Source organism: Citreimonas sp. (assembly GCF_042096055.1).
Taxonomy (GTDB): domain Bacteria; phylum Pseudomonadota; class Alphaproteobacteria; order Rhodobacterales; family Rhodobacteraceae; genus Citreimonas.
In genome coordinates this window covers 5,707-29,348 of record NZ_JBELMH010000041.1, presented here as the reverse complement: position 1 = coordinate 29,348, position 23,642 = coordinate 5,707, and the positions used below count along the sequence as shown (strand labels likewise).

The window sequence follows — 23,642 nt, the reverse complement described above, 5'->3', positions numbered from 1 at the left end:
TGCGGTCAAGGCGTGCAAGGCGGATTCGGGCGGCGCCGGCACAGGCCGTGCGCCCCGCCGCCGCGTCGCGCGCGCCGGGTGCTACAGGCCGTGGTGCGGGTGAAGGGACTTGAACCCCCACGCCTTGCGGCGCCAGAACCTAAATCTGGTGCGTCTACCAATTCCGCCACACCCGCACGGCGCCTGCGCGCGCCCGATTGCTAATCCAAGCGGCGCGCGCTCGCAAGTCGCCCGACGCGCGGGCGACACAACGGCACGGCGTGGTGCCGCACGCACGTCGCGTCAGGACGGCTGCGCAAGATCCCTCAGGCAGGCCGGCAGCGCGTCGGGCAGGTCTTCCGAGATGAGCCCGGGCCCGAAACGCCGGGCCGCCTCGACATGCAGCCAGGTGGCGGCGGAGGCGGCGTCGAACGCCTGCATCCCGCGCGCCAGCAGGCCGGTGACGAAGCCCGCCAGCACGTCGCCCGTGCCCGCCGTCGCCAGCCACGGCGCCGCGCGGTCGTAATGTGCCGAGTTGACGGTGCAGCGCCCGGACGGCGACGCGATCACCGTGTCGGCGCCCTTGAGGATCACGACGCAGCCCGCCCGCCGCGCCGCCGCGCGCACCGCGTCGACCTTGGAAAAGGCCGGCCCCTGCAGCGGGGTCTCGGCCAGCCGGTCGGCGAGGTCGGGAAACAGTCGCTTGAACTCGCCCGCGTGGGGCGTGAGCACGACATCCTCGTGAAGCAGATCGAACAGCGCGGCGGGGTCGTCCGAAAAGGCGCTCAGCGCGTCTGCGTCGAGCACCGTTCCTCGCCGCGCCTTCAACGCCACGGGCACCAGCGCCCGCGCGCCCTGCCCCAACCCCGGCCCCACGCACAGCGCGTTCAGCCGAGGATCCTCCAGCAGGTCGCCCAGGGCATCCGCGTCGTTGGCGCGCTTGATCATCACGGCGTCCAGCCGCGCGGCGTGTTCCGGCACCGCGGCATCCTCGCAGCAGACCGAGACCAGCCCCGCGCCGATGCGTAGCGCCCCGCGCGCCGCCAGCCGCGCCGCACCGCCGGTTCCGGGCGGGCCGGACAGCACCAGCGCGTGGCCGTGCGCGTACTTGTGCGCGCCCGCATTCTTGTCGAACGCGGCCGGTGCGCCGTTCAGCGTGACCATGCCTTCGTCCTGCGCCGCCTCAACGCCGCGCGGCTCGAGCCCGATGGACTTGACCACGACCGCGCCGCAGGCGTCCGGCCCATCGGCAAGCCGGTGGCCCAGCTTCTCGGCGTGGAAGGTCACCGTCAGGTCGGCCCGCACCGGCGGCCTGGCCTCCTCTCCCTCGCCGTGCAGGATCCGCCCGGAATCCGAGCAGATGCCGCTGGGCAGATCGATCGCGACGACCCGCGCCCCCCCGGGCGTACACCGGGCGGCGGCCTTGAACGCGGCGAAGTCCTCGACCGGGCGCGTCAACCCGGTGCCGAACAGCGCATCGACGATCAGGTCGGTCGCGCCCAGCCCCTCGGCCACGCGGGAGAAACCCGCGTCGTCGTAGGCCTCGACCGCCCCGAGCGCGCGCCATCGGTCGTGGTTGGCACGTGCGTCCGGCGGCAGCTTGCCCGCCTCGCCGACCAGGAAGACCGCAACGTCCCAGGCACGCGCGCGCAACAGCCGCGCCACGACGAACCCGTCGCCGCCGTTGTTGCCCGGTCCGCACAGCACAAGCGCGCGGTGCGGCGCCGCGGCCATCGCCGGCCAGCGCTCGAGGATCGCCGCGACGACGCCCTCGCCAGCGCGCTCCATCAGCGCAGCACCGGTGACGGTGCCGGCCTCGATCGCCGCACTTTCGATCCCGCGCATGCGCGCGGCGCTCAGCAAATCGGCCATGCGGCCCCCTCTCGTTCACAAACTGACGCTATTTTGTGCGACTCGCCTTATTTTTGATCTCCCGACGCCTTTGACCACGCGTCGGTGCGACGGGCGCAGCCTATCCGATTGTGGCCCCAAATGAGAAATGATCTGGACGGGACGCAACGACCGACAGGAGGCAGGCGCGCCATGAAGAAGATCGAAGCGATCATCAAGCCGTTCAAGCTCGACGAGGTGAAGGAAGCCCTGCAGGAAGCCGGCATCCAGGGCCTCAGCGTGGTCGAGGTCAAGGGCTTCGGGCGCCAGAAGGGTCACACCGAGCTGTATCGCGGCGCCGAGTACGTCGTCGATTTCCTGCCCAAGGTGAAGGTCGAGGTGGTGCTGGACGACGACCAGGTCGACGCCGCCATCGAGGCGATCGTGGATGCCGCAAAGACCGACAAGATCGGCGACGGCAAGATCTTCGTGTCGCCGGTCGAGCAGGCGATCCGCATCCGTACCGGTGAAAGCGGCTCGGACGCGCTGTGATCGCGCAGGCCGGCCTGATTGAGAAAAAGACAGAAAGGAAGACAAGGGAATGAGCAAGGACGCAGTTCTCAAGACGATCAAGGACGAGGACGTCGCCTATGTCGACATCCGCTTCACCGACCCGCGCGGCAAGCTGCAGCACGTGACGGTCATGGCGGACCAGGTCGACGCGGACTTCCTCGACGAGGGGTTCATGTTCGACGGCTCGTCGATCGCCGGCTGGAAGAGCATCGAGGCCTCGGACATGAAGCTCATGCCCGACACCGAGAGCGCCTATATCGACCCGTTCTACGCCGAGAAGACGCTGTGCCTGCACTGCACCGTGGTCGAGCCCGACACCGGCGAGCCCTACAACCGTGACCCGCGCGGCACCGCCCTGCTGGCCGAGGCCTACCTGAAGGCGTCGGGCATCGGCGACGTGTCCTACTGGGGCCCCGAGGCCGAGTTCTTCCTGTTCGACGACGTCCGGTTCTCGAACAAGATCAACAAGGTGTCCTACGAGGTCGATGCGCTGGACGCGTCCTGGAACACCGACACCGAATACGAGATGGGCAACACCGGCCACCGTCCCGGCGTCAAGGGCGGCTACTTCCCGGTCAACCCGATCGACGACGGCATGGACATCCGTTCCGAGATGCTCTCGACCATGAAGCGCATGGGCATGAAGGTCGACAAGCACCACCACGAGGTGGCGTCCTGCCAGCACGAGCTGGGCCTGATCTTCGGCACGCTGACCAAGCAGGCCGACGAGCTGCAGAAGTACAAGTACGTCATCCACAACGTGGCGCAGGCCTACGGCAAGACGGCGACGTTCATGCCCAAGCCGATCTACGGCGACAACGGCACCGGCATGCACTGCAACATGTCGATCTGGAAGGACGGCAAGCCGCTCTTTGCGGGCGACAAGTACGCCGACCTGTCGGACGAGGCGCTGTGGTTCATCGGCGGCATCCTCAAGCACGCCAAGGCGCTGAACGCGTTCACCAACCCGTCGACCAACAGCTACAAGCGCCTGATCCCGGGCTTCGAAGCGCCTGTGCTGCGCGCCTACTCGGCCCGCAACCGCTCGGGCTGCGTCCGGATCCCGTGGACCGAAAGCCCCAAGGCCAAGCGCGTCGAGGCCCGCTTCCCGGACCCGTCGGCGAACCCCTACCTGTGCTTCGCGGCGCTGCTGATGGCCGGTCTCGACGGCATCAAGAACAAGATCCACCCCGGCGACGCGATGGACAAGAACCTGTACGATCTGCCGGCGGAAGAGCTCGAGGGCATCCCCACCGTCTGCGGCAGCCTGCGCGAGGCGATGACCGAGCTTCAGGCGGATCACGAGTTCCTGCTGGCGGGCGACGTGTTCACCCGCGACCAGATCGACGGCTACATCGCGCTCAAGATGGAAGAGATCGAGCTCTACGAGCACACGCCGCACCCGGTCGAGTTCGGCATGTACTACAGCTGCTGATCGCGGCCTGAGCCTATCGTTGCGGGCGCCCCTCGGGGCGCCCGTTTTCGTTGGGAGGCGGGTCGGCCGTTTGCGCGATCCGAAACGGTCCGCGCAACCCTTGGGCGATTGGCCACGCCCCGTGCGATTGCGGCGGCGGGGCCGCCTGCATTCCGGCAAATGGGCCCGCCTTGGTCCAAATTCGTCCTCAATTGGCGGCAAAGACTGGCACCACAGCCCGCCCCCCCCGTGCCGAGGATCGCATGACCGCCAGCAGAACGCTCTACGCCGCCCTGTCCCTTCCCGAGGCCGGCGCGCCGTCGCCGACACCGGGGCTCGAGGCCGCGGCGGCGGTTCTGGCGGCGCATGACGCGCGATCGGACGGCGCGCCGTTGCGCAACCCGCGCAAGGCGTCGGTCCACGGCGGCAGCCTGTCGCTGCGCGCCACGGCCGAGGACGGACGCCTGCTGTTCGAGGTGTTCGGCCCCGACGGCGCACCGGTCGGCCAAGGCCCGTGCATGCCGCGCGACCGCGTCGCGGTGGCGGTGCTGGCGGAGGCGGTGGCGGCGGTGCTGCGCGGCTCGGACTCGGGCTCGGTCGAATGGGCCGCGCCGGGCGCGATGATCGACCGGACGGAGTTCCTGTCCTTGCACGCCTACGTCTCGCCCCGGCGCCGGGGACGGACGGCGACGCCGACGCTGGCCCCGGACGCGGCGCAGGCGGCGGCGATGGAGGACGGCCCGATCGGGCGCCTGCTGGCGCGGCAGATGCGGGCGCGCTCGCCGCTCGAGGCGCGGCTGGGCGCCGCGGGCTGGGCGCTGACGGCGCTGCTGGCGACCGTGTCGCTGCCGGTGGCGGCGCTGGTCTCGGTCGTTGGGCTGGCGCGGGGGATGGATTTCCGGATGACCGCGCAGGCGCTGATCGTGACGCTGCTGGTTATGGCGTTGATGAAGGTCTGGGCGGGGATCGCCGGCGCGGCACCCCTGCTGCCCTAGGCCGGATCGGGGTGTCCCACGATGGGACATCGCCGCGCCATAGCAAAATCAACGGCTTGCAGAGACGAATTTACCCTTCGTTCACGATCTCGGCCGCGCCGGCGTCGCGCAGGGCCAGCGCCGCGTCGCGCGCCATGACGCAGGTGTGGATCGAGAATACCACCGCGCCGGTCCGCGGCAGGCGCAGGATCGCCTGCCGTTCGGTACGCAGGTAGGCGCCCGAGCGGGTCGCCTTGTCGGCGGGGCGCGCATGGCCGTGCTTGTTGGGCTGGTGCAGCGCCGGGTCGTCGTACCACAGCATGTTCGACCGCCACAGCGGCCGCCCCGGCCGCACGCCGTCGAAGAGCCGCTGCACCCGCGCGGCGACGCCATCGTCGTAGGACGCCACCGGCACGTGGATCGCGGTCAGCGGGCGGTCGGCCTTGTCGGCGAGACGCCAGCCCGCGGGAAAGCACAGCACGGCGGCCTTCAGCACGTGTTCGGCGGACCCTTCGGGCTTGTGCAACAGGCACAGGTCCTCTTGCACCAGCCGGCCGAGGGTGCCGAGCGGGTCGGCGCGGTCGAGCGGCACGCACACGCCGTCGGGCCGGGTCGCGGTGTCGCCCGCGACGGAATAGCCCGCGGGCAGCGCGGCGAGCACCACGTCGACCAGCTCGTCCAGCATCGCCCCTGTCCCCGGCGCCTGCCAGATCACCGTTTCGCGGTGGTCGGCGATCAGGCGCGCGCGCTCGGCCATCTGGGCGGCGTGGCTGTCGGTGACGGCCAGCCACGCGGCCGGATCCAGCGGCGCCACGCCGGGCAGGCGCGGGCGCGGGAACGGGTCGTGCGGCAGGGCGCGGTTCAGGATCGGCGTGCTCATGCGCGCATCATCGACGCGGGCGCGACCAGGATCAAGCGTGCCCAAAGCGCGGACATGAAAACGGCGCCGGACCGAAGTCCGACGCCGCTGTCGATGCGAATGAGGGCGGGGTCAGCCGCGGCTGCGGCCCAGCAGGACCCACAGCGACGGCAGCAGGAACGCCGCCAGCGCCAGCTTCAGCGCGTCGCCCAGCAGGAAGTTGCCCATGCCCCACTGGAACACCCAGGCCGCGCCCTTCGATTCCAGGAACAGGTACGCCATCCACGGCAGGCCGACGGCGTAGATCACCGCGTTGCCCAGCACCAGCGCGCCCACCATCGAGAAGACGCCCCGGTCCCAGCCGCGACGGGCCAGCACGCCCATCAGCGCCGCCGCCAGCACATAGCCGACGAGATAGCCGCCCGTGGGGCCGGCGATGTAGGCCAGGCCCGCGTTCTCGCCCGCGAAGACGGCGACGCCCGCGGCGCCGAGCGCCATGTAGCCCAGCAGCGTGATGAGGCCCAACCGCAACCCGTAGGCCGCGCCGATGGTCAGCACCGCGAAGGTGCCCATGGTGATCGGCACGGGCCACAGCGGCACGCGGATCTTGGCCGCCGCGGTCAGCACCGCGATGCCCACGATCACCAGAAGCGCCTGTTTCGCCAGCGCCGCGCGGCCGTCTTCGGCCCAGATCGCCTCGGCCAGAACCGGCCGGCGTGTCGCAAGGTTCATGTCGTCACCCTTGTCCCTGTCATGTCCTGCTTCCGTTCTGCCCCATGCGCCCGCGTGCTGCAAGCGCCGTCGCGCCGCGACGCGGCACGCACCCTGCCCGGTGCCCAAACGCGAACCGCCCCCGGCGTGGCGGCCGGGGGCGGTTGCTGGATCGTGCGATGGGTGCCGCGGCCTAGGTGAGGCGCGTCAGCAGATCCTCGAGGCTCTTCTTCGCGTCACCGAAGAACATCCGCGTGTTGTCCTTGAAGAACAGCGGGTTCTCGATGCCCGAATAGCCGGTGCCCTTGCCGCGCTTGGACACGAAGACCTGCTTGGCCTTCCAGACCTCGAGCACCGGCATCCCGGCGATGGGCGAGTTCGGATCGTCCTGCGCCGCCGGATTGACGATGTCGTTCGAGCCGATGACGATCACCACGTCGGTCTCGGGGAAATCGTCGTTGATCTCCTCCATTTCCAGCACGATGTCGTAGGGCACCTTCGCCTCGGCCAGCAGGACGTTCATGTGGCCCGGCAGGCGCCCGGCGACCGGGTGGATCGCGAAGCGGACGGTCTTGCCCTTGTCGCGCAGCCGGCGCGTCAGCTCGGCCACGTTGCTTTGCGCCTGCGCCACCGCCATGCCGTAGCCCGGCACGATGACGATGCTGTCGGCCTCGTCGAGCGCCGAGGCCACGCCGTCCGCGTCGATCGAGATCTGCTCGCCCTCGACGGCGGCGGCCTCGCCGCTGGTGCCGCCCCAGCCGCCCAGGATCACGCTGACGAAGGACCGGTTCATGCCCTTGCACATGATGTAGGACAGGATCGCACCGGACGAGCCCACCAGCGCGCCGACCACGATCAGCAGGTCGTTGCCGAGGCTGAAGCCGATCGCCGCCGCCGCCCAGCCGGAATAGCTGTTCAGCATCGACACCACGACCGGCATGTCGGCGCCGCCGATGCCCATGATCAGGTGGTAGCCGATGAAGAAGGCAAGCAGCGCCATGACGAATAGCGTCCAGCTGCCCGCGCCCGACAGGTACAGGATCAGCATCAGCGCCGAGCCCAGAACGGCGGCGAGGTTCAGCATGTGCCCGCCGGGCAGCTGCTTGGCGCCGGTGTCGACGCGGCCCGCCAGCTTGCCGTAGGCGATGATCGAGCCGGTGAAGGTGATCGCGCCGATGAAGATGCCGAGCGACAGCTCGACCATCAGGATGCCGATCTCTACGGGCGTCTTCTTGGCCACCAGCAGGGCGAAGTTGCCGTCGATCGCCTCGCCCGTGGCCATGGCGTCCTGCACCATGTTGATGGTGAAGTCGGCGTTGAAGCCGACGAACACCGCCGCGAGACCGACGAGAGAGTGCATCGCCGCGACGAGTTCGGGCATCTGCGTCATCTGCACGCGCTGCGCCAGCTGCCAGCCGACCGCGCCGCCGAGGCCGATCAGCACGATGGACACCACCCACAGCCCCGATCCGGGGCCGATCAGCGTGGCCACCACCGCCAGCGCCATGCCGACGATGCCGTACCAGATGGCGCGTTTCGCGCTTTCCTGTCCGCTCAGGCCCCCGAGGGACAGGATGAAGAGGACTGCCGCGACCACGTAGGCCGCCGTCGTGAATCCAAATTCCATGATCCTGTCTCCCGCTTACGATTTCTGGAACATGGCGAGCATGCGCCGGGTGACGAGGAAGCCGCCGAAGATGTTGATCCCGGCCATGAAGACCGACAGCGCGGCCAGCAGGATCACCAGGAACGAGCTGGAGCCGATCTGCATCAGCGCGCCCAGGATGATGATCGACGAGATCGCGTTCGTCACCGCCATGAGCGGCGTGTGCAGCGAATGGCTGACGCCCCAGATGACCTGGAAGCCGACGAAGATCGACAGCACGAAGACGATGAAGTGCTGCATGAAGCTGGCCGGAGCGATCAGCCCCAGCGCCAGGATCAGCACCGCGCCGACGGTCAGCAGGGTCACCTGCTGCTTGGTCTGGGCCTTGAAGGCGGCGACCTCCTCGGCGCGTTTCTCCTCGGGGGTCTTCTGCTTTTCCTTGGGCTTCGGCTTCTGCGCCGCGATCGCCTTCACCTTGGGCGGCGGCGGCGGGAAGGTCACCGCCTTGGCGTGCGCGATGGTGGCGCCGCGGATGACGTCGTCTTCCATGTTGTGGTTGGTCTCACCATCCTTCTCGGGGGTGAGATCGGTCATCAGGTGACGGATGTTGGTCGCATACAGCGTCGAGCTCTGCGTCGCCATCCGGCTGGGGAAGTCGGTGTAGCCGATGATCGTGACGCCGTTGTCGGTGACGATCTTCTCGTCCATCACGGTCAGCTTGCAGTTGCCGCCCTTCTCGGCCGCGAGGTCGACGATCACCGAGCCGGGCTTCATGGCCTTGACCATGTCCTCGGTCCACAGCTCGGGCGCCTCGCGGTTGGGGATCAGCGCCGTGGTGATGACGATGTCCATATCGGGCGCCAGCTCGCGGAACTTGGCCAGCTGCGCCTCGCGGAACTCGGGGCTCGACGGCTTGGCATAGCCGCCCGATTCAGACCCGTCCTCGGCGGCTTCCTCGAAGTCGAGGTAGACGAACTCGGCGCCCATGGACTCGACCTGCTCGGCCACTTCGGGGCGCACGTCGAAGGCGTAGGTCACCGCGCCCAGCGAGGTCGAGGTGCCGATCGCGGCAAGACCCGCGACGCCCGCGCCCACGACCAGCACGCGCGCCGGGGGAACCTTGCCGGCGGCGGTGATCTGCCCGGTGAAGAAGCGGCCGAAATTGTTGCCCGCCTCGATCACCGCGCGGTAGCCGGCGATATTGGCCATCGACGACAGCGCGTCCATCTTCTGCGCGCGGGAGATGCGCGGCACCATGTCCATGGCGATCACGCTGGCGCCGCTTTCGGCGGCCTGCTTCATCAGCTCTTCGTTCTGGGCGGGCCAGAAGAACGAGATCAGCAGCTTGCCGTCGGTCAGCTTCTTGATCTCGGCCTCGCGCGGGGGGCGGACCTTGGCGATGATGTCGGCGTTCTTCCACAGCGTGTCAGCGGTCTTGACCACGCTGACGCCGGCCTCTTCGTAGGCGCTGTCGGTGAAGCCCGCGGCCTCGCCGGCGCCGGCCTGGATCATGCACTCAAAGCCCAGCTTCTGCAGGGCGCGGGCGGAATCGGGCGTCATGGCGACGCGCGCTTCTCCCTTTTCGACTTCCTTCGGTGTCCCGATCTTCACGTCTCGAGTCCCCCTCGTTCATGACTGAGACGCACCCCTTGGCGGGATGCGGTCGGCGATTGGTCTGAATGACTGACCGGTTCGGTCCGTCAAGCCTTGCGGCCATAGAGCATAGCGTACCCCGAAGTTAAAGCCACCTCCGGGTTTCTTGCGCGTAGCGGGTAAATTGGGCACGAAACTTGCGCATCAGGCGATCCTCCTCGGGCAGGATGAAGCGCCGCTGGATGATCCACATGAAGACCGGCACCAGTGGTAGCGCAAGCACCGCGTCCCAACACAGGATCAACCCCAGCAGGATCATCGAATCGCCCAGGTAGATCGGGTTGCGCGAGCGCGCGAAGATGCCCGTGGTGACCAGGCGGTCGGCGTCCAGGTGCGGGATGATCGTGGTGCGCGCGCGGCGCATCTCGACCGCGGCCAGCACGATCAGAAGCACGCCGCCGCCCACCAGCAGCCCGCCGGCGAGGTCGGCCCAGACCGCCCCGAAACCGAGGCCGCCCGCCCCGTAGGTCGCCTGCAGCCAGGCGAGCACCAGAAACGCCGCCAGCCAGACCGGCGGCAGATCGAGCCATTTCACCGCAATTCCTCCTTGCGTGACGACGGGGCGCACGGCCCCGCCCGCCACCGAGTCACGCGCAGGGGGCCGGCGTCAAGCGGTGCGGGGTCATTCCCACTCCATCTCCTCGAAGACGCGGCCGGCGTTCTTGGTGGCCAGTTCCTCGAACGTGTCGAGATGCGCCCATCGCTGCTGGTCGACGTAGTAGGACGAGGCCAGATCGCCGCCCTCGTCCAGGCGCGCGCCGATCCGGTCGCGGATGTCGCGCAGGTATTCGGACGTGTAGCGCATCACCTGCGCCATGTTGGTGGGGTGGCCGTGGCCGGGGATGACGTAGGTGGCCTCCAGCGCGGCGAACGGCCCCTCGAAGGTCTCGATCCAGGCATCGGTGTCGGTGTCGGCGAAGATCGGCAGCATGCGCTCGTGGAACGCGATGTCGCCGGCGATGACGATGCCCCATTGCGGGATCCAGACCTGCGTGTCGCCCGGCCCGTGGGCGGGGCCGAGATGCAGCACCTCCAGCGTGACGTCGCCCATCTCGATCACCTCGCGGTCGGTGAACGACCGGTTCGGCACGACGACCGTGGTGCCTTCGGCGCGGTCCCGGTTGTAGCCCTGCATGCCCTGCAGGATGAAATCGCCGTTCTCCTCGATCTCGTGGATCGCGTCCTCGTGCGCCAGGATGTCGACGCCGAGGCCCGCCCAGTACGAATTGCCCAGCATCGCGTGCCCCTGCCCGTTCTCGTTGATCACGAGGCGCACGGGCTGGTCGGTGATCGCGCGGATCTCGTCGTGCAGCGCCTCGGCCAGCCGCGCGGACGCGCCGCCGTTGATCACCACCACGCCGTCGCCGGTCAGCACGAAGGACAGGTTGTTGTTGTGGCCCGCGTTCTCGTAGGTCGGCGGGGCGGTCGCGCCGATCGCGCTGAAGACGTGCGGGATGACCTCGACCGGTTTGTCGTAGAGCTCGGAGCCGGGGTACTTGTCGGCGATGTCCTCGGACGCGGCGGCGGCCCCGGCGCCGAGCGCCAGCGCCAGCGCGAGCATGGTGATGCGCATGTGGTGTCCTCCCTCTCGTGCAAGTATTCGCAGGTTTGAATAGGTTTGCAAGCGCGGCGGTTTCCGTCGGCCGGCCCATGTGCTTGCCACGGCGCGGTCACCGGGTACTGTGCGCGCGCAACGACGGGGCCACGCGACCCCGATCCAGAGGACAGCCCAGACATGACCGATTTCACCGCGACCCGCGCCGCCTTCCAGATCCCCGAGGGGCTGGTCTATCTCGACGGCAACTCGCTCGGCCCGCTGCCCAAGGCCGCGCCCGACCGGTTGCAGCGGATGATGACGGACGAATGGGGCCAAAGCCTGATCGGCGGCTGGAACGACCACGGCTGGATGGCGATGCCGCGCGCCCTGGGCGACCGGATCGGCCGGCTGATCGGCGCCGAGGCGGGGCACACCGTGCTGGGCGACACGCTGTCGATCAAGGTCTTCCAGGCGCTGGCCGCGGCGATCCGCATGCGCCCCGACCGCCGGGTAATCCTGTCGGACACCGGCAACTTCCCGTCGGATCTGTACATGGCCGAGGGGCTGGTGGGCCTGCTGGGCGACGGCTACGCGCTGAAGACCGTGGCGCCCGAAGAGGTCGAGGGCGCGATCGACGAGCATGTCGCCGCGATCCTGATCACCGAGGTCGATTACCGCACGGGCCGCCGCCACGACATGGCGCGGCTGACGCGCGCGGCGCACGACGCAGGCGCGCTGGCGATCTGGGACCTCGCGCATTCGGCGGGCGCGCTGCCGGTGCGCGTGGCCGACGAAGGCGCCGATTTCGCCGTGGGCTGCACCTACAAGTTCCTCAATTCTGGCCCCGGCGGGCCGGCCTTCATCTACGTCGCCCCCCGCCACGCCGAGGTGGCTGAACCCGCGCTGGCGGGCTGGCTGGGCCACCAGAAACCCTTCGCGTTCGACCTGCACTACGCCCCCGGCGCGGGGATCGAGCGGATGCGCGTCGGAACCCCGCCCGTGCTGCAGATGGCCGCGCTCGAAGCGGCGCTGGACATCTGGGACACCGTGGACATGGACGCGCTGCGTGCGCGCGCGCTGGATCTGGGCGACCGCTTCATCGCGGGGGTCGAGGCCGCCTGCCCCGACCTCGTGCTCGCCACCCCGCGCGCGCATGTCCGCCGCGGCAGCCAGGTGTCGTTCCGCCACCGCGAGGCCTACGCCGTGATGCAGGCGCTTATCGCCCGCGGCGTGGTGGGCGATTTCCGCGCGCCCGACATCCTGCGCTTCGGGATCACGCCGCTCTACATCGGCGAGGCCGAGATCGACGCGGCGGTGGACACGCTGGCCGCGATCCTGCGCGACGGCGCCTGGGACCGCCCCGAATACCGCACCCGCAAGGCGGTGACCTGAGAGCCGCCGCGTCGCGATTGACTTCCGCCGCGGCACGCACAAATTCGACCCAGCCCCTGCGGAGACCGACCGATGGCCACCTCGATCACCGTCAATGGCACCGATCACGCCGTGGACCTGCCCGGCGACGTGCCGCTGCTGTGGGTGCTGCGCGACGCGCTCGGCCTGACCGGCACCAAGTACGGCTGCGGCGTCGCCGCCTGCGGCGCCTGCACCGTGCATATCGACGGCGAGGCGACGCGCGCCTGCCAGGTGCGCCTGCAGGACGTCTGGGGCGAGGTCACCACGATCGAGGGCCTCGGCAACCCGGACGCGCTGCACCGGTTGCAGCAGGCCTGGATCGACCACCAGGTCGCGCAATGCGGCTACTGCCAGTCGGGCCAGATCATGCAGGCCGCCGACCTGCTGGCCCGCACGCCCGACCCCACGGACGACGAGATCGACGCCGCGATGGCCGGCAATCTCTGCCGCTGCGGCACCTATCCCCGCATCCGCGCCGCGATCCGCGCCGCCGCGCAGGGGGTCTGAGCGATGTCCCGCATCGGCACCATCGCCCGGCGCACCTTCCTCTTCGGCTCGGCAGCCATCGTCGGCGGCGTCGCCTTCGCCGGCTGGTACGTCACCCGCCCCGCCGCCAACCCGCTGCGCCCGGCCGAGGGCGAGACCGCGATGAACCCCTTCGTGCTGATCGGCGCGGACGGCATCACGCTGGCCGCCCCGCGCGCCGAGATGGGCCAGGGCACGCAGACCACCTGGGCCGCGCTGCTGGCCGAGGAGCTCGACGTCGACCTGGCCGACGTGACGGTGATCCACGGCCCACCCGCGCAGGCCTATTACAACACCGCCATGATGGCCGAGGGGCTGCCCAACAAGGGCTACGACGCCTCCGAGATGGCGCACAACCTCGGGTCGGTGCTGGGCCACGCGGGCAAGCTGCTGGACCTGCAGGTCACCGGCGGGTCGAGCGCGATGAAGGACGGGTTCGAGCGTCTGCGCATCCTCGGCGCCGCCACGCGCGAGGCGCTGAAGGAGGCCGCCGCGCGCCGGCTGGACGTCGACCGCGTGGCGCTTGCCACCGAAGCCGGCGCCGTCATCGCCCCCGACGGCACGCGCATCCCCTATGCCGACCTCGCCGCCGAGGCGGTCGGGATCGACCCGGGCGCGGTGATGCTGCGCGACCCGGCCGACTGGCGCCTGCTGGGCGAGTCCCAGCCGCGCCTCGACGTGCCGGCGAAATCCACCGGTACGGCCACGTTCGCCATCGACATGCGCCTGCCCGACATGCGCTTCGCCGCGCTGCGCCGCGCGCCGCACCGGGGCGGCATGGCCGGCTACGACGACCGGCAGGCGGCCCGCATGCCGGGGGTCGAGCGCATCGTGGACGTGGGCGACGGCATCGCGGTCATCGCCACCAACACCTGGCTGGCCCAGCAGGCCGCCGGCGCGGTCCAGATCGACTGGGCCGAGGCGCCCGCAGGCCCCGGCACCACCGAGGCAATGTTCGCCGCGATCGAGGCCGGCTTCGACGGCGGCGCGAACTCGACCATGCGCGACCAGGGCGACGTGGAAACCCTGCCCGCGGGTGCCACGGAAATCTCCGCCGAATACCGCACGCCGTTCCTTGCCCATGCGACGATGGAGCCGATGAACGCCACAGCCTGGATCACCCCCGAGGGCCTGCGCCTGTGGTGCGGCAACCAGGCGCCGACCTTCATCCGCGACGCCTGCGCCGCCGAGGCGGGCCTCTCGCCCGAGCAGGTCGAGGTGAACACCACGCTGATGGGCGGCGGCTTCGGCCGGCGGGGCGAACTCGACTTCTCGGTCTACGCCACGCGCGTCGCCAAGGCGGTGCCCGGCACGCCGGTGCAGCTGACCTGGTCGCGCGAAGAGGACATGACCCACGACTTCTACCGCCCCGGCACCATCGCGCGGATGCGCGGCGCGGTGCTGGACGGCCGCCCGGTGCTGATCGACGCGGCCGTATCCGGCCCGTCGGTGTCGCGCCAGGCGCTGGACCGCTGGACCGGCTTCGCGCCGGGCGGGCCGGACAAGGTGCACGTCGACGGGCTGTTCAACCAGCCCTACGCGGTGCCGAACTACCGCGTGCGCGGCTACCTCGCCGATCTCGACGTGCCGGTGGGCTTCTGGCGCTCGGTCGGCGCGTCGCATAACGGCTTCTACCACGAAAGTTTCGTCGACGAGCTGGCCCATGCCGCCGGCGCCGACCCGCTGCAATTCCGCATGGACGCCACCTATGACGAGTGGGAGCCCGCCTGGCGCGTGCTCGAGGCGGTGCGCGACATGTCCGGCTGGGATTCGGCCAGGCCCGAGGGCACCGGCCGCGGCGTCGCGATGGTCTATTCCTTCGGCACGCCCGTCGCCATGGTGATCGAGGTCGCGGTCCAGGACGGCGCCATCCGCCTGACCCGCGCCTGGATCGCCGCCGATCCGGGCGTGGCACTCGACCCCGGCATCATCGAGGCGCAGCTGACCGGTGCTATGGTCTATGGCCTCTCCGCCGCCATCGGCGAGGAGATCACCTTCGACGGGCGCGTGGCCCAGCAGCGGAACTTCCCCGATTACGAGCCGCTGCGCATGACCCAGATGCCGCAGGTCGAGACGCGCATCCTGCAGGTGCAGGAGCGTCTGGGCGGCATCGGCGAGGTCGGCACACCGCCCGCGGCGCCCGCGCTGGCCAACGCGCTGTTCGACCTGACCGGCGAACGCGTCCGCGCCCTGCCCTTGCGAAAGCGCTTCGATTTCGTCATCTGACGGGCAGTCCCGCGGCGCGGGGCGCCGACCTTCCGCAGCCTTGGGGACCCATGACCGAAAGCGGCGAAACCCGTTTGGCCACGGCACTGGTGCTGGCAAGCGGCGTGCTCTGGGGGTTCTACTGGATCCCGGTGCGCGCGCTGGCCGATGCGGGGCTGGGCGGCGCCTGGGGCACGGCGGCGATCACCGCCGCCGCCACGGCGCTGCTGCTGCCCTTCGCGCTGCGCGGCCGGGGCGTCGTGCTGCGCGCGGGCTGGGCCGGCGCCGGGCCGGTGGCGCTGGGGGGCGCGGCCTTCGCGCTCTACTCGATCGGGTTCCTCTACGGGCGCGTGGCGCTGGTGGCGCTGCTCTATTTCCTCACTCCGGTCTGGAGCGTGCTGATCGCGCGGTTCGTCTTCGGCCTGCGCACGCCGGTGCTGCGGCTGGTGGCGGTGGCGATCGGGCTCGGGGGGCTGGCGGTGATGCTGGGCGCGGGCGGCGGCGCGCCGCTGCCGCGCGGCGCGGGAGAATGGATGGGCCTGATCGCGGGCGTGATGTGGTCGGTCTCGTCCACCGGCATCCGCACCGGCCCGGCGCTGCCGCCCGCGACGGCGGCCTGCGTCTTCGCCGCCGGCGCCACGCTGACGGCGCTGGCCTGCGTCCCGCTTCTGGGCGCGCCCGGCGGCGTCGCGTCGGCAGATGGCTGGGCGGCGTTGTGGCTGGCGCTCGGCACCGGGGCGATCTGGTGGTCGGGCGCCATCGCGCTGCTGATCTGGGCCACCGCGCGGCTCGACCCCGCGCGCGTCGGCATCCTGCTGATGTCCGAGGTGCTGGTCGGCGCCGCCTCGGCCGCCATCCTGGCGGGCGAACACCTCGCCCCGCTCGAACTCGCAGGCGGCGCGCTGGTCCTGCTGGCCGGGGTGCTCGAGGTCTGGCCGCAGCGCCGCGCGACGCCGGTCTGATCCCGCGTCGGGCGGGTCAGAGTCCTGACGAAAGGTTAATTCGTCTCTGTAACCTATTGATTCGCATGACCCGCCCCGGGGTCCCATCGTAAGACACCGCCCGCGATGGCCTCAGGCGCTGCGCTGAAGCGGCGCGCGCTGGCCCCGCGCCCAGGCCCGCGCGGCGTCGCCGAAGGCCCGGAACAGCGGGCGCGAGACCGGGTCGTTCGCCGCGTCCCATTCCGGGTGCCACTGCACCGACAGGGTGAAGCCCGGCGCGCCGTCGACGCGGATCGCCTCGGGCGTGCCGTCGGGCGCGTGCCCCTCGATCACCACGCGGCGGCCGGGGGTCTTGATCCCCTGCCCGTGCAGCGTGTTGGTCATCACCTCGGTCGCGCCGAACAGCCGGTGGAACGCGCCGCCCTCGACCAGCGTCACGATGTGGCGCAGGGCGAACTTCTCCTCCAGCGAGCCGTCGGGCGGCATCCGGTGGTTCATCCGTCCCGGCAGGTCGCGGATCTCGGGGTAGAGCGAGCCGCCCATCGCCACGTTGACCTCCTGAAAGCCGCGGCAGATACCGAAGACGGGCTGCCCCCGCTCGACGCAGGCGCGCACCAAGGGCAGGGTCACCGCGTCGCGCGCGCGGTCGTGGGCGCCGTGCGCCTCGGTCCACTCCTCGCCGTATTCCTCGGGGTGCACGTTGGGCCGGCCGCCGGTCAGCAGGAACCCGTCGCAGATGTCCAGAAGCTCGGCCACCGACACGAAGGCCGGATCGGCGGGAATCAGCATCGGCACGCAATCCGACACCTGCGCCACCGCCTCGGAGTTCATCACGCCGCCCGCATGGGTCGGGTACTGGTCGTTGACCAGGTGCTGGTTGCCGATGATGCCGATCACGGGTCTGGACATGTCGCGCGCTCCTTTGCCCCCGTTACATAGCGTCCATCGGCGGGGGGCAAAAGTGCAACATGGGTGCGGTGACGCACAGGCCCGGCCCACCTGCCCCATTATCGGGCAGATGCCTCGCCTGCGCAGCATGCGCGCCCACCGGTGAAGAACCGGTATAGGCGCGCGCCTCAGATCTCGGGCACCAGGCCCACGGCCTCGACGCCGACCTTGCCGGCCGCGGCGTCGTTGTCCGAGGTGTCGCCGGTCACGCCCACCGCGCCCAGCACACGGCCCTTCGCGTCGCGCACCAGGATGCCGCCCGGCACCGGCACCATCTGGCCACCCAGGGCGCCGTTCGCGCAGGCGATGAAATAGGCCTGCGCCTCGGCCCGCGCCATCTGCGCCGAGCCGGGCATGCCCAGCATCACCGCGCCGTAGGCCTTGCCGTGCGCGATCTGGAAGCGGCCCGGGCTCGCGCCGTCCTCGCGTTCGAAGGCCTGCACGTTGCCGCCCTCGTCCAGCACTACGACCGACAGCGGCTTGAGCTCCAGCCGCCGCCCTTCGTCCAGCGTCTTGCGGATGATCGTCCGCGCGCGTCTCAGCGAAAGTCCCGCCATGTCGTCACCTCCCTGCTTTCAGTCCAACAAAATTCGGGGCTGCCCGGAGCGGGCCGAGGCGCCGCGCCCCGGCGACCCGCACGAGCGGGGCGCAACGATCAGCCCGCCTCCCGCGCCTTGAGCTCGAGCCGCCGGGCATGCAGCACCGGCTCGGTGTAGCCCGAGGGCTGGACCCGCCCGTCGAACACCAGGTCGCACGCCGCCTGGAAGGCGATCCCGTCGAAGCCCGGCGCCATCGGGCGATAGGTCGGGTCCTCGGCGTTCTGGCGGTCAACCACCTCGGCCATGCGCTTCATGATCTCCATCGCGTCGTCGCGCGCGATCACGCCGTGGTGCAGCCAGTTCGCGATGTGCTGGCTGCTGATCCGGCAGGTGGCGCGGTCCTCCATCAGGCCCACGTCGTTGATGTCGGGCACCTTGGAACAGCCCACGCCATGGTCGATCCAGCGCACCACGTAGCCCAGGATGCCCTGCGCGTTGTTCTCGACCTCGCGGGTGATCTGCTCGCGGCTCCACTTGCGGAAGGCGGCCAGCGGGATGTCGAGCACGGTGTCCACGTGCGCGCGGCGCCCGCCCTTGCGCAGGGTGTCCTGCACGGCGAAGACGTCGACCTGGTGGTAGTGCAGCGCGTGCAGCGTGGCGGCGGTGGGCGACGGCACCCAGGCGCAGTTGGCGCCGGCCTTGGGGTGTTCGATCTTGGCCTCGAGCATGGCGGCCATCTTGTCGGGCATGGCCCACATGCCCTTGCCGATCTGCGCCTTGCCCGACAGGCCGCATTCGAGGCCGATATCGACGTTGCGGTTCTCGTAGCCGCCGATCCAGGCCTTGCGCTTGATGAAGTCCTTGCGCGAGAACGGCCCGGCCTCCATCGAGGTGTGGATCTCGTCCCCGGTGCGGTCGAGGAAGCCGGTGTTGATGAAGGCCACGCGGCGTTTCGCGGCGCGGATGCATTCCTTGAGGTTCACCGTCGTGCGGCGCTCCTCGTCCATGATCCCCAGCTTGACGGTGTCGCGCGGCAGGCCCAGCACCTGCTCGACATGGGTCATGATCTCGTCGGTGAAGGCGACCTCGTCGGGGCCGTGCATCTTCGGCTTTACGACGTAGACGCTGCCGGTGTGGCTGTTGCGCAGGCCTTCGGACTTGGCGAGGTCGTGCTTGGCGATCAGCACGGTCACCATCGCGTCCATCAGCCCTTCGAAGATCTCCTCGCCGTCCTTGGTGAGGATCGCGGGGTTGGTCATCAGGTGGCCGACGTTGCGCACCAGCATCAGCGCGCGACCCTTGACCGCGATCTCGCCGCCGCCCGCGGCGATGTAGACGGGGTCCTCGTGCAGGGCGCGGGTGACGGTCTTGCCGCCCTTCTCGAACGTGTCGGTCAGGTCGCCCTTCATCAGGCCCAGCCAGTTGCGGTAGGCCAGCACCTTGTCCTCGGCATCGACGCAGGCGACCGAATCCTCGCAATCCATGATCGCGCTGACGGCCGATTCCAGCCGCACGTCGGCCAGCCCCGCCTGGTCGCGCGACCCGATGGAATGCGTGCGGTCGAAGACCAGTTCCACGTGTAACCCGTTGTTGCGCAGCAGCACCGCCTGCGGCGCGCGCGGATGGCCGAGGAAGCCCACGAACTTGGACGGATCCTCGAGCGGGCGGTCGTCGACCAGGAGCTGGCCCTGGCTGACATGGTAGCGGCGGGCGTCGGCATGGCTGCCGCCGTCGATCGGGAACGCCTGGTCGAGGAAGACGCGCGCCCTTGCGACGACACGCGCGCCGCGGCCCTTGTCGTAGCCGCCCGCGGGCGGTTTGCGGCCCATCGCGTCGGTGCCGTAGAACCCGTCGTAGAGGCTGCCCCAGCGCGCATTGGCGGCGTTGAGCGCGTAGCGCGCGTTGGTGATCGGCACCACCAGCTGCGGGCCGGCGACGGTGGCGATCTCGGGGTCGGTGTTCGCGGTCTCGATCTCGAAATCGTCGCCCTCGGGCAGCAGGTAGCCGATCTCTTCGAGGAAGGCCTTGTAGGCCTCGTGGTCGTGCGGCTGGTTGGCGCGGGCCTTGTGCCACTGGTCGATCTTGCGCTGCATGTCCTCGCGGATCGCCAGCAGTTCGGCGTTGCGCGGGCCGAAGCCGTGGGCGAGGTCGCTCAGCCCCTGCCAGAAGGCGTCGGCCGCGACCTCGGTACCGGGCAGCGCCTCGTCCTCGATGAAACGCGCGAGCTGCGCGTCGACCTGCAATCCGTGGCGGTCCACTCGATCGGCCATGTCTTTCCCCGTATGCTGCGTGTGCGTTTGCTCCGGTCTAGAAAGAAAGTTTCCGATACGCAACGGATGCGGTCAGAATTGTGGACCGCTTTTCGCGCTTGCGCGCGATTTGCGCCCCGCCTGTGCGGGCCGCCCGGGGGCCGGCGCCGCGCTGGCGCGCGGCGCCGGCGGGGGCGCTGCCCCCTGCGCGCCTGCGGCCCGCATTCCCCCGGGATATTTGGGGACCAAAGAAGCAGTGAGCGGGTGGCCCGGCTTTCAGGCGGTTTCCTCGCCCGATTGCTGGCGCGCCCAGAGGGCGGCGTAGCGGCCGCCGCGCGACAGCAGGTCGGCATGGGTGCCCTCCTCTACCACCTGGCCGTCCTGCAGCACGACGATGCGGTCCACGTCGGCGATGGTCGACAGCCGGTGCGCGATGGTCAGCACGGTGCGCCCCTCGCCCGCGCGCTTGAGCGCGGTCTGGATCTCGGCCTCGGTCTCGGTGTCGAGCGCGCTGGTTGCCTCGTCCAGCAGCAGGATCGGCGGGTCCTTGAGCAGCGTGCGGGCGATGCCGACGCGCTGCTTCTCGCCGCCCGAGAGCTTCAGGCCGCGCTCGCCGACCTGGGTGTCGTAGCCTTCGGGCAGCGAGACGACGAAGTCGTGGATCTGGGCGGCGCGGGCGGCGGCGTGGATCTGCGCGTCGGTCGCGTTCTCGCGCCCGTAGGCGATGTTGTAGCGGATCGTGTCGTTGAACAGCACCGTGTCCTGCGGCACCACGCCGATCGCCGCGTGCAGGCTGTCCTGCGTCACCTCGCGGATGTCCTGCCCGTCGATGGTGATGGCGCCGCCGCCCACGTCGTAGAAGCGGAAGAGCAACCGGCCGATCGTCGACTTGCCGGACCCCGACGGCCCGACCAGCGCCACGCTTTCGCCCGCACCCACGTCGAGGTCGATGCCCTTGAGGATGGGCCGCGCGGGATCGTAGCCGAAGCGCACGTCGCGGAACCGCACCACGCCGCGGTCGACCCGGATCGGCCCGGCACCGGGGCGATCGTCGACGTCGCGCGGCTGTTCGAGCAGGTCGAACATCTCGCCCATGTCGGTCAGGGCCTGCCGGATCTCGCGGTACACCGTGCCGAGAAAGCCCAGCGGCATGGTGAGCTGGATCATGTAGGCATTGACCATCACGAAATCGCCCACCGTCAGCGCGCCCGACTGCACGCCGAGCGCCGCCATCACCATGACGATCACGAGGCCCGCGGTGATGATGAAGGTCTGCCCGAAGTTCAGGAAGGCCAGCGAGGTCGCCGTGCGGATCGCGGCGGATTCGTAGTTCTGCATGGCGCGGTCGTAGCGCGCGGCCTCGCGCGCCTCGGCGCCGAAATACTTCACCGTCTCGAAGTTCAGCAGGCTGTCGATCGCCTTCTGGTTGGCGTCGGTGTCCTGCTTGTTCATCTCGCGCCGCAGCTTCACCCGCCACTCGGTCACCTTGAAGGTGAACTGCACGTAGGCGCCGATGGTGACGACCACGACGGCCAGGTACCAGACGTCGAACGCGAAGAAGAGGATCACCGCGACCAGCAGCAGCTCGAGGAACAGCGGCACGATCGAGAACAGCAGGAAGCGTAGCAGGAACTCGACCCCCTTCACGCCGCGCTCGATGATGCGGGACAGCCCGCCGGTCTTGCGGGTGATGTGGTAGCGCAGGCTCAGCCGGTGGATGTGGGTGAACGTCTCGAGCGCGAGCTGGCGCAGCGCGCGCTGGCCGACCTTCGAGAAGACCGCGTCGCGCAGTTGCTGGAAGCCGCCCGACATCAGCCGCGCGAGGCCGTAGGCCACGGTCAGCCCGACCGCGCCCAGCAGCAGGTCGGACGCCTCGCCCGACAGGGTGTCGACGGCGTACTTGTAGAGGATCGGCGTGAAGGCCGAGATCACCTTGGCCAGCGTCAGCAGCCCCAGCGCGATCACAACGCGGCGCTTCACCCAAGGCTTGTCGGCGGGCCACAGGTACGGGCCGACCTTGCGGATCGTGCGCAGGCCCGAGCGGCGCTCCTCGGCGGCGATGGCGGCGGCGTCGCGGCGGTCGGCCTCGCGGCGCTCGGCCTCGGCGCCGCGCGCCTCGGCACGCTCGCGCGCGTGGCGGGCGGCATCATCGCGCGGCTTCGCGCCTTCGGTGGTGTCGGTGGCCATGGCGATCCTTTCCGGCCCCTGCCTAGCGTCTGGCGGCGGCGTCCGAAAGAGGCCGTGCCGTCGCGGCGGCGATCATTCCGGCAGATCGAAGATCTGGCCGGGATAGATCAGGTCGGGATCGCGGATCTGGTCGCGGTTGGCGTCGAAGATGCGCACGTAGTCGATCCCCTCGCCGTAGCGGATGCGCGAGATGCCCCACAGCGTGTTGCCGGGCTGGACCGTGACGCTGATCGCCGCGCCGTCGGCGCGCGCCTGGCTCAGCAGGTCGGGATCGACGCGGCGGAACGGGCTCTCGGCGCGGGCGGCGACGGTGCCGTCGGGTTCGATGCGGTCGACGCGCAGCGTGTAGGTGCCGGTGTCGACCTGCGGCAGCGTGGTGCGCCAGCGCCCGTCGGCGGCGATCTGGGCGGTCGCGACCGGCGCGTTGTCGAGGTAGAGCCGCACGAAGCCGCCGCCGTCGCCGCGCCCTGCGACCTGAACCGCACCGCTGTCGTCGTAGGTGATCTGGTCGAGCGCCACCTGTCCGGGGGCGAGCGGCACGTCGGGCATAACCTCGACCCCCTGCGGGGTCGAGCGCAGCACCATGGGCCGCGCGGGATCGGCCGGATCGGGCGCGGGCACGGGCGCGGCGGCCAGTGCGACGGGCGCCCCGGACGCATCCGGCGCCTGCGGCTGCGCGGTCTGCGCCGGCAGGACCGGCGTCTGCGGCGGCGTGCTGGCGGCGAAGGGAGATTCGGCGCTTGCGGCAGCGCCGGCGGTCTCGGTGTCCTCGACGGCCGGTGCTGCGGGGTTCTGCGGCATGGAGGCAGCCTGGTCGTCCGGCGTCTGGGCGGGCGCGTCACCCGAGGCGGTGTCCTCGGTGACGGTTGATGCCCTCTCAGCCGTCTCGGGCGCGGCCGCGACAAGGGCGGTGTCCGTGGCGGCGGGAAGCTCCGGGGCCGGTCCGGTCGCGTCCGGGACCGCGACACGCTGCGGGTCGGCCGCAGTCGCCGCCGCCTGCGTCGCGGAGACGCGGTCTTGTGGCAGGTCCGGGCTGGCCGGCGTGGCGGGGGGCTGGGCGGTCGCGACGGCCGTCGCGTCCTGCGCAGCCGTCTCGCCAACGGTCGGGCCCTCGGTCTCGACGGCTTTTTCGTCGCCGGCGGGCTGCACGCGGGCGAGATCGGTTTCGACCTCGGCATCCGGCGTCTCCGAGGCGACGGGCATGCGCGGAGCGACGATGACCTCGTCCCGCGAGTCGATGACCATGTCGCCGGCGGTCTGCCGCAGGGCGAACACCTGCGCGCCGCCATCCGCGGGCATGTCGAGGAAGACGGCGAAGCGGCCGTCGCGGCCGGCATCGGCGCTGGCGGCGACGGACCCGTTCAGCAGGACGTCGATCCGTGCGCCCGGCTCGGCCGAGCCGGCGACCAGCGCACTGCCGTCGGTCTCGGCGCGCACGAGGTCAAAGGCGGGCATGGCGACGCCCGTCTGCGGGACCGCGCCGCCGTCCTCGGCGATGC

At 70.4% G+C, this 23,642-nt stretch carries 19 protein-coding genes and 1 tRNA gene; 7 read left to right on the top strand and 13 right to left on the bottom strand.

Going from position 1 to position 23,642, the window contains the following annotated elements; all coding sequences use genetic code 11:
• Positions 1-91: 91 nt before the first annotated feature.
• Together ACFDTC_RS10740 and ACFDTC_RS10735 are read right to left on the bottom strand one after the other, a co-directional pair.
• Positions 92-176, bottom strand: a tRNA-Leu gene (locus ACFDTC_RS10740).
• A gap of 106 nt (positions 177-282) precedes the next feature.
• The gene (locus ACFDTC_RS10735; protein ID WP_375258872.1) at positions 283-1,851 is read right to left on the bottom strand and encodes an NAD(P)H-hydrate dehydratase; all 1,569 of its coding nucleotides are present in this window, start codon (positions 1,849-1,851) and stop codon (positions 283-285) included.
• A gap of 171 nt (positions 1,852-2,022) precedes the next feature.
• Here ACFDTC_RS10735 and ACFDTC_RS10730 point away from each other — a divergent pair, with 171 nt between their 5' ends.
• From ACFDTC_RS10730 to ACFDTC_RS10720, 3 genes are all read left to right on the top strand, one after another.
• Complete coding sequence (locus tag ACFDTC_RS10730; RefSeq protein WP_375258871.1) at positions 2,023-2,361, top strand: P-II family nitrogen regulator; 339 nt, start codon at positions 2,023-2,025, stop codon at positions 2,359-2,361.
• 49 nt (positions 2,362-2,410) lie between these two features.
• A complete protein-coding gene (glnA, locus tag ACFDTC_RS10725) occupies positions 2,411-3,817 on the top strand; it encodes a type I glutamate--ammonia ligase (RefSeq protein WP_375258870.1) in 1,407 nt (468 codons plus the stop codon).
• A 242-nt stretch (positions 3,818-4,059) separates the two neighbouring features.
• Positions 4,060-4,791 carry a hypothetical protein gene (locus ACFDTC_RS10720; protein ID WP_375258869.1) on the top strand — a complete coding sequence of 244 codons (732 nt, stop codon included), beginning with the start codon at positions 4,060-4,062 and terminating at the stop codon, positions 4,789-4,791.
• 70 nt (positions 4,792-4,861) lie between these two features.
• Here ACFDTC_RS10720 and ACFDTC_RS10715 read toward each other — a convergent pair whose 3' ends face one another.
• From ACFDTC_RS10715 to ACFDTC_RS10690, 6 genes are all read right to left on the bottom strand, one after another.
• Positions 4,862-5,650: a DUF3445 domain-containing protein gene (locus tag ACFDTC_RS10715; protein ID WP_375258868.1), complete on the bottom strand. Its 789-nt coding sequence runs from the start codon at positions 5,648-5,650 to the stop codon at positions 4,862-4,864.
• 111 nt (positions 5,651-5,761) lie between these two features.
• Positions 5,762-6,361: a biotin transporter BioY gene (locus ACFDTC_RS10710; protein ID WP_375258867.1), complete on the bottom strand. Its 600-nt coding sequence runs from the start codon at positions 6,359-6,361 to the stop codon at positions 5,762-5,764.
• A gap of 172 nt (positions 6,362-6,533) precedes the next feature.
• Positions 6,534-7,967: an NAD(P)(+) transhydrogenase (Re/Si-specific) subunit beta gene (locus ACFDTC_RS10705; RefSeq protein ID WP_375258866.1), complete on the bottom strand. Its 1,434-nt coding sequence runs from the start codon at positions 7,965-7,967 to the stop codon at positions 6,534-6,536.
• A gap of 15 nt (positions 7,968-7,982) precedes the next feature.
• Complete coding sequence (locus ACFDTC_RS10700; protein WP_375258865.1) at positions 7,983-9,557, bottom strand: Re/Si-specific NAD(P)(+) transhydrogenase subunit alpha; 1,575 nt, start codon at positions 9,555-9,557, stop codon at positions 7,983-7,985.
• A gap of 127 nt (positions 9,558-9,684) precedes the next feature.
• Positions 9,685-10,134 (bottom strand): methyltransferase family protein, encoded by a 450-nt coding sequence (locus tag ACFDTC_RS10695; RefSeq protein ID WP_375258864.1) that lies wholly within the window; start codon positions 10,132-10,134, stop codon positions 9,685-9,687.
• 87 nt (positions 10,135-10,221) lie between these two features.
• Positions 10,222-11,172: an MBL fold metallo-hydrolase gene (locus ACFDTC_RS10690; RefSeq protein ID WP_375258863.1), complete on the bottom strand. Its 951-nt coding sequence runs from the start codon at positions 11,170-11,172 to the stop codon at positions 10,222-10,224.
• A 162-nt stretch (positions 11,173-11,334) separates the two neighbouring features.
• Between ACFDTC_RS10690 and kynU the strand changes: the two genes are divergently transcribed.
• From kynU to ACFDTC_RS10670, 4 genes are all read left to right on the top strand, one after another.
• On the top strand, positions 11,335-12,528 hold the full coding sequence (gene kynU / locus ACFDTC_RS10685) for a kynureninase (RefSeq protein ID WP_375258862.1): 1,194 nt from the start codon (positions 11,335-11,337) through the stop codon (positions 12,526-12,528).
• A gap of 72 nt (positions 12,529-12,600) precedes the next feature.
• Entirely contained in the window at positions 12,601-13,056 is a 456-nt protein-coding gene (locus ACFDTC_RS10680; protein ID WP_375258861.1) for a (2Fe-2S)-binding protein, read from the top strand.
• A 3-nt stretch (positions 13,057-13,059) separates the two neighbouring features.
• Positions 13,060-15,300 (top strand): molybdopterin cofactor-binding domain-containing protein, encoded by a 2,241-nt coding sequence (locus ACFDTC_RS10675; protein WP_375258860.1) that lies wholly within the window; start codon positions 13,060-13,062, stop codon positions 15,298-15,300.
• 50 nt (positions 15,301-15,350) lie between these two features.
• A complete protein-coding gene (locus ACFDTC_RS10670) occupies positions 15,351-16,241 on the top strand; it encodes a DMT family transporter (RefSeq protein WP_375258859.1) in 891 nt (296 codons plus the stop codon).
• Between the two features lie 111 nt (positions 16,242-16,352).
• Here ACFDTC_RS10670 and ACFDTC_RS10665 read toward each other — a convergent pair whose 3' ends face one another.
• The 5 genes from ACFDTC_RS10665 to ACFDTC_RS10645 all read right to left on the bottom strand — a co-directional run.
• Positions 16,353-17,129: a gamma-glutamyl-gamma-aminobutyrate hydrolase family protein gene (locus ACFDTC_RS10665; protein ID WP_375258858.1), complete on the bottom strand. Its 777-nt coding sequence runs from the start codon at positions 17,127-17,129 to the stop codon at positions 16,353-16,355.
• A gap of 167 nt (positions 17,130-17,296) precedes the next feature.
• The gene (locus ACFDTC_RS10660) at positions 17,297-17,725 is read right to left on the bottom strand and encodes a heme-binding protein (protein ID WP_375258857.1); all 429 of its coding nucleotides are present in this window, start codon (positions 17,723-17,725) and stop codon (positions 17,297-17,299) included.
• A gap of 98 nt (positions 17,726-17,823) precedes the next feature.
• Entirely contained in the window at positions 17,824-19,977 is a 2,154-nt protein-coding gene (locus ACFDTC_RS10655) for a malate synthase G (protein ID WP_375258856.1), read from the bottom strand.
• Positions 19,978-20,232: 255 nt separating this feature from the next.
• Entirely contained in the window at positions 20,233-22,143 is a 1,911-nt protein-coding gene (locus ACFDTC_RS10650; RefSeq protein WP_375258855.1) for an ABCB family ABC transporter ATP-binding protein/permease, read from the bottom strand.
• 72 nt (positions 22,144-22,215) lie between these two features.
• Positions 22,216-23,642, bottom strand: a 1,427-nt coding sequence (locus ACFDTC_RS10645; RefSeq protein WP_375258854.1) for a LysM peptidoglycan-binding domain-containing protein, incomplete at its 5' end; no start/stop codon positions are given.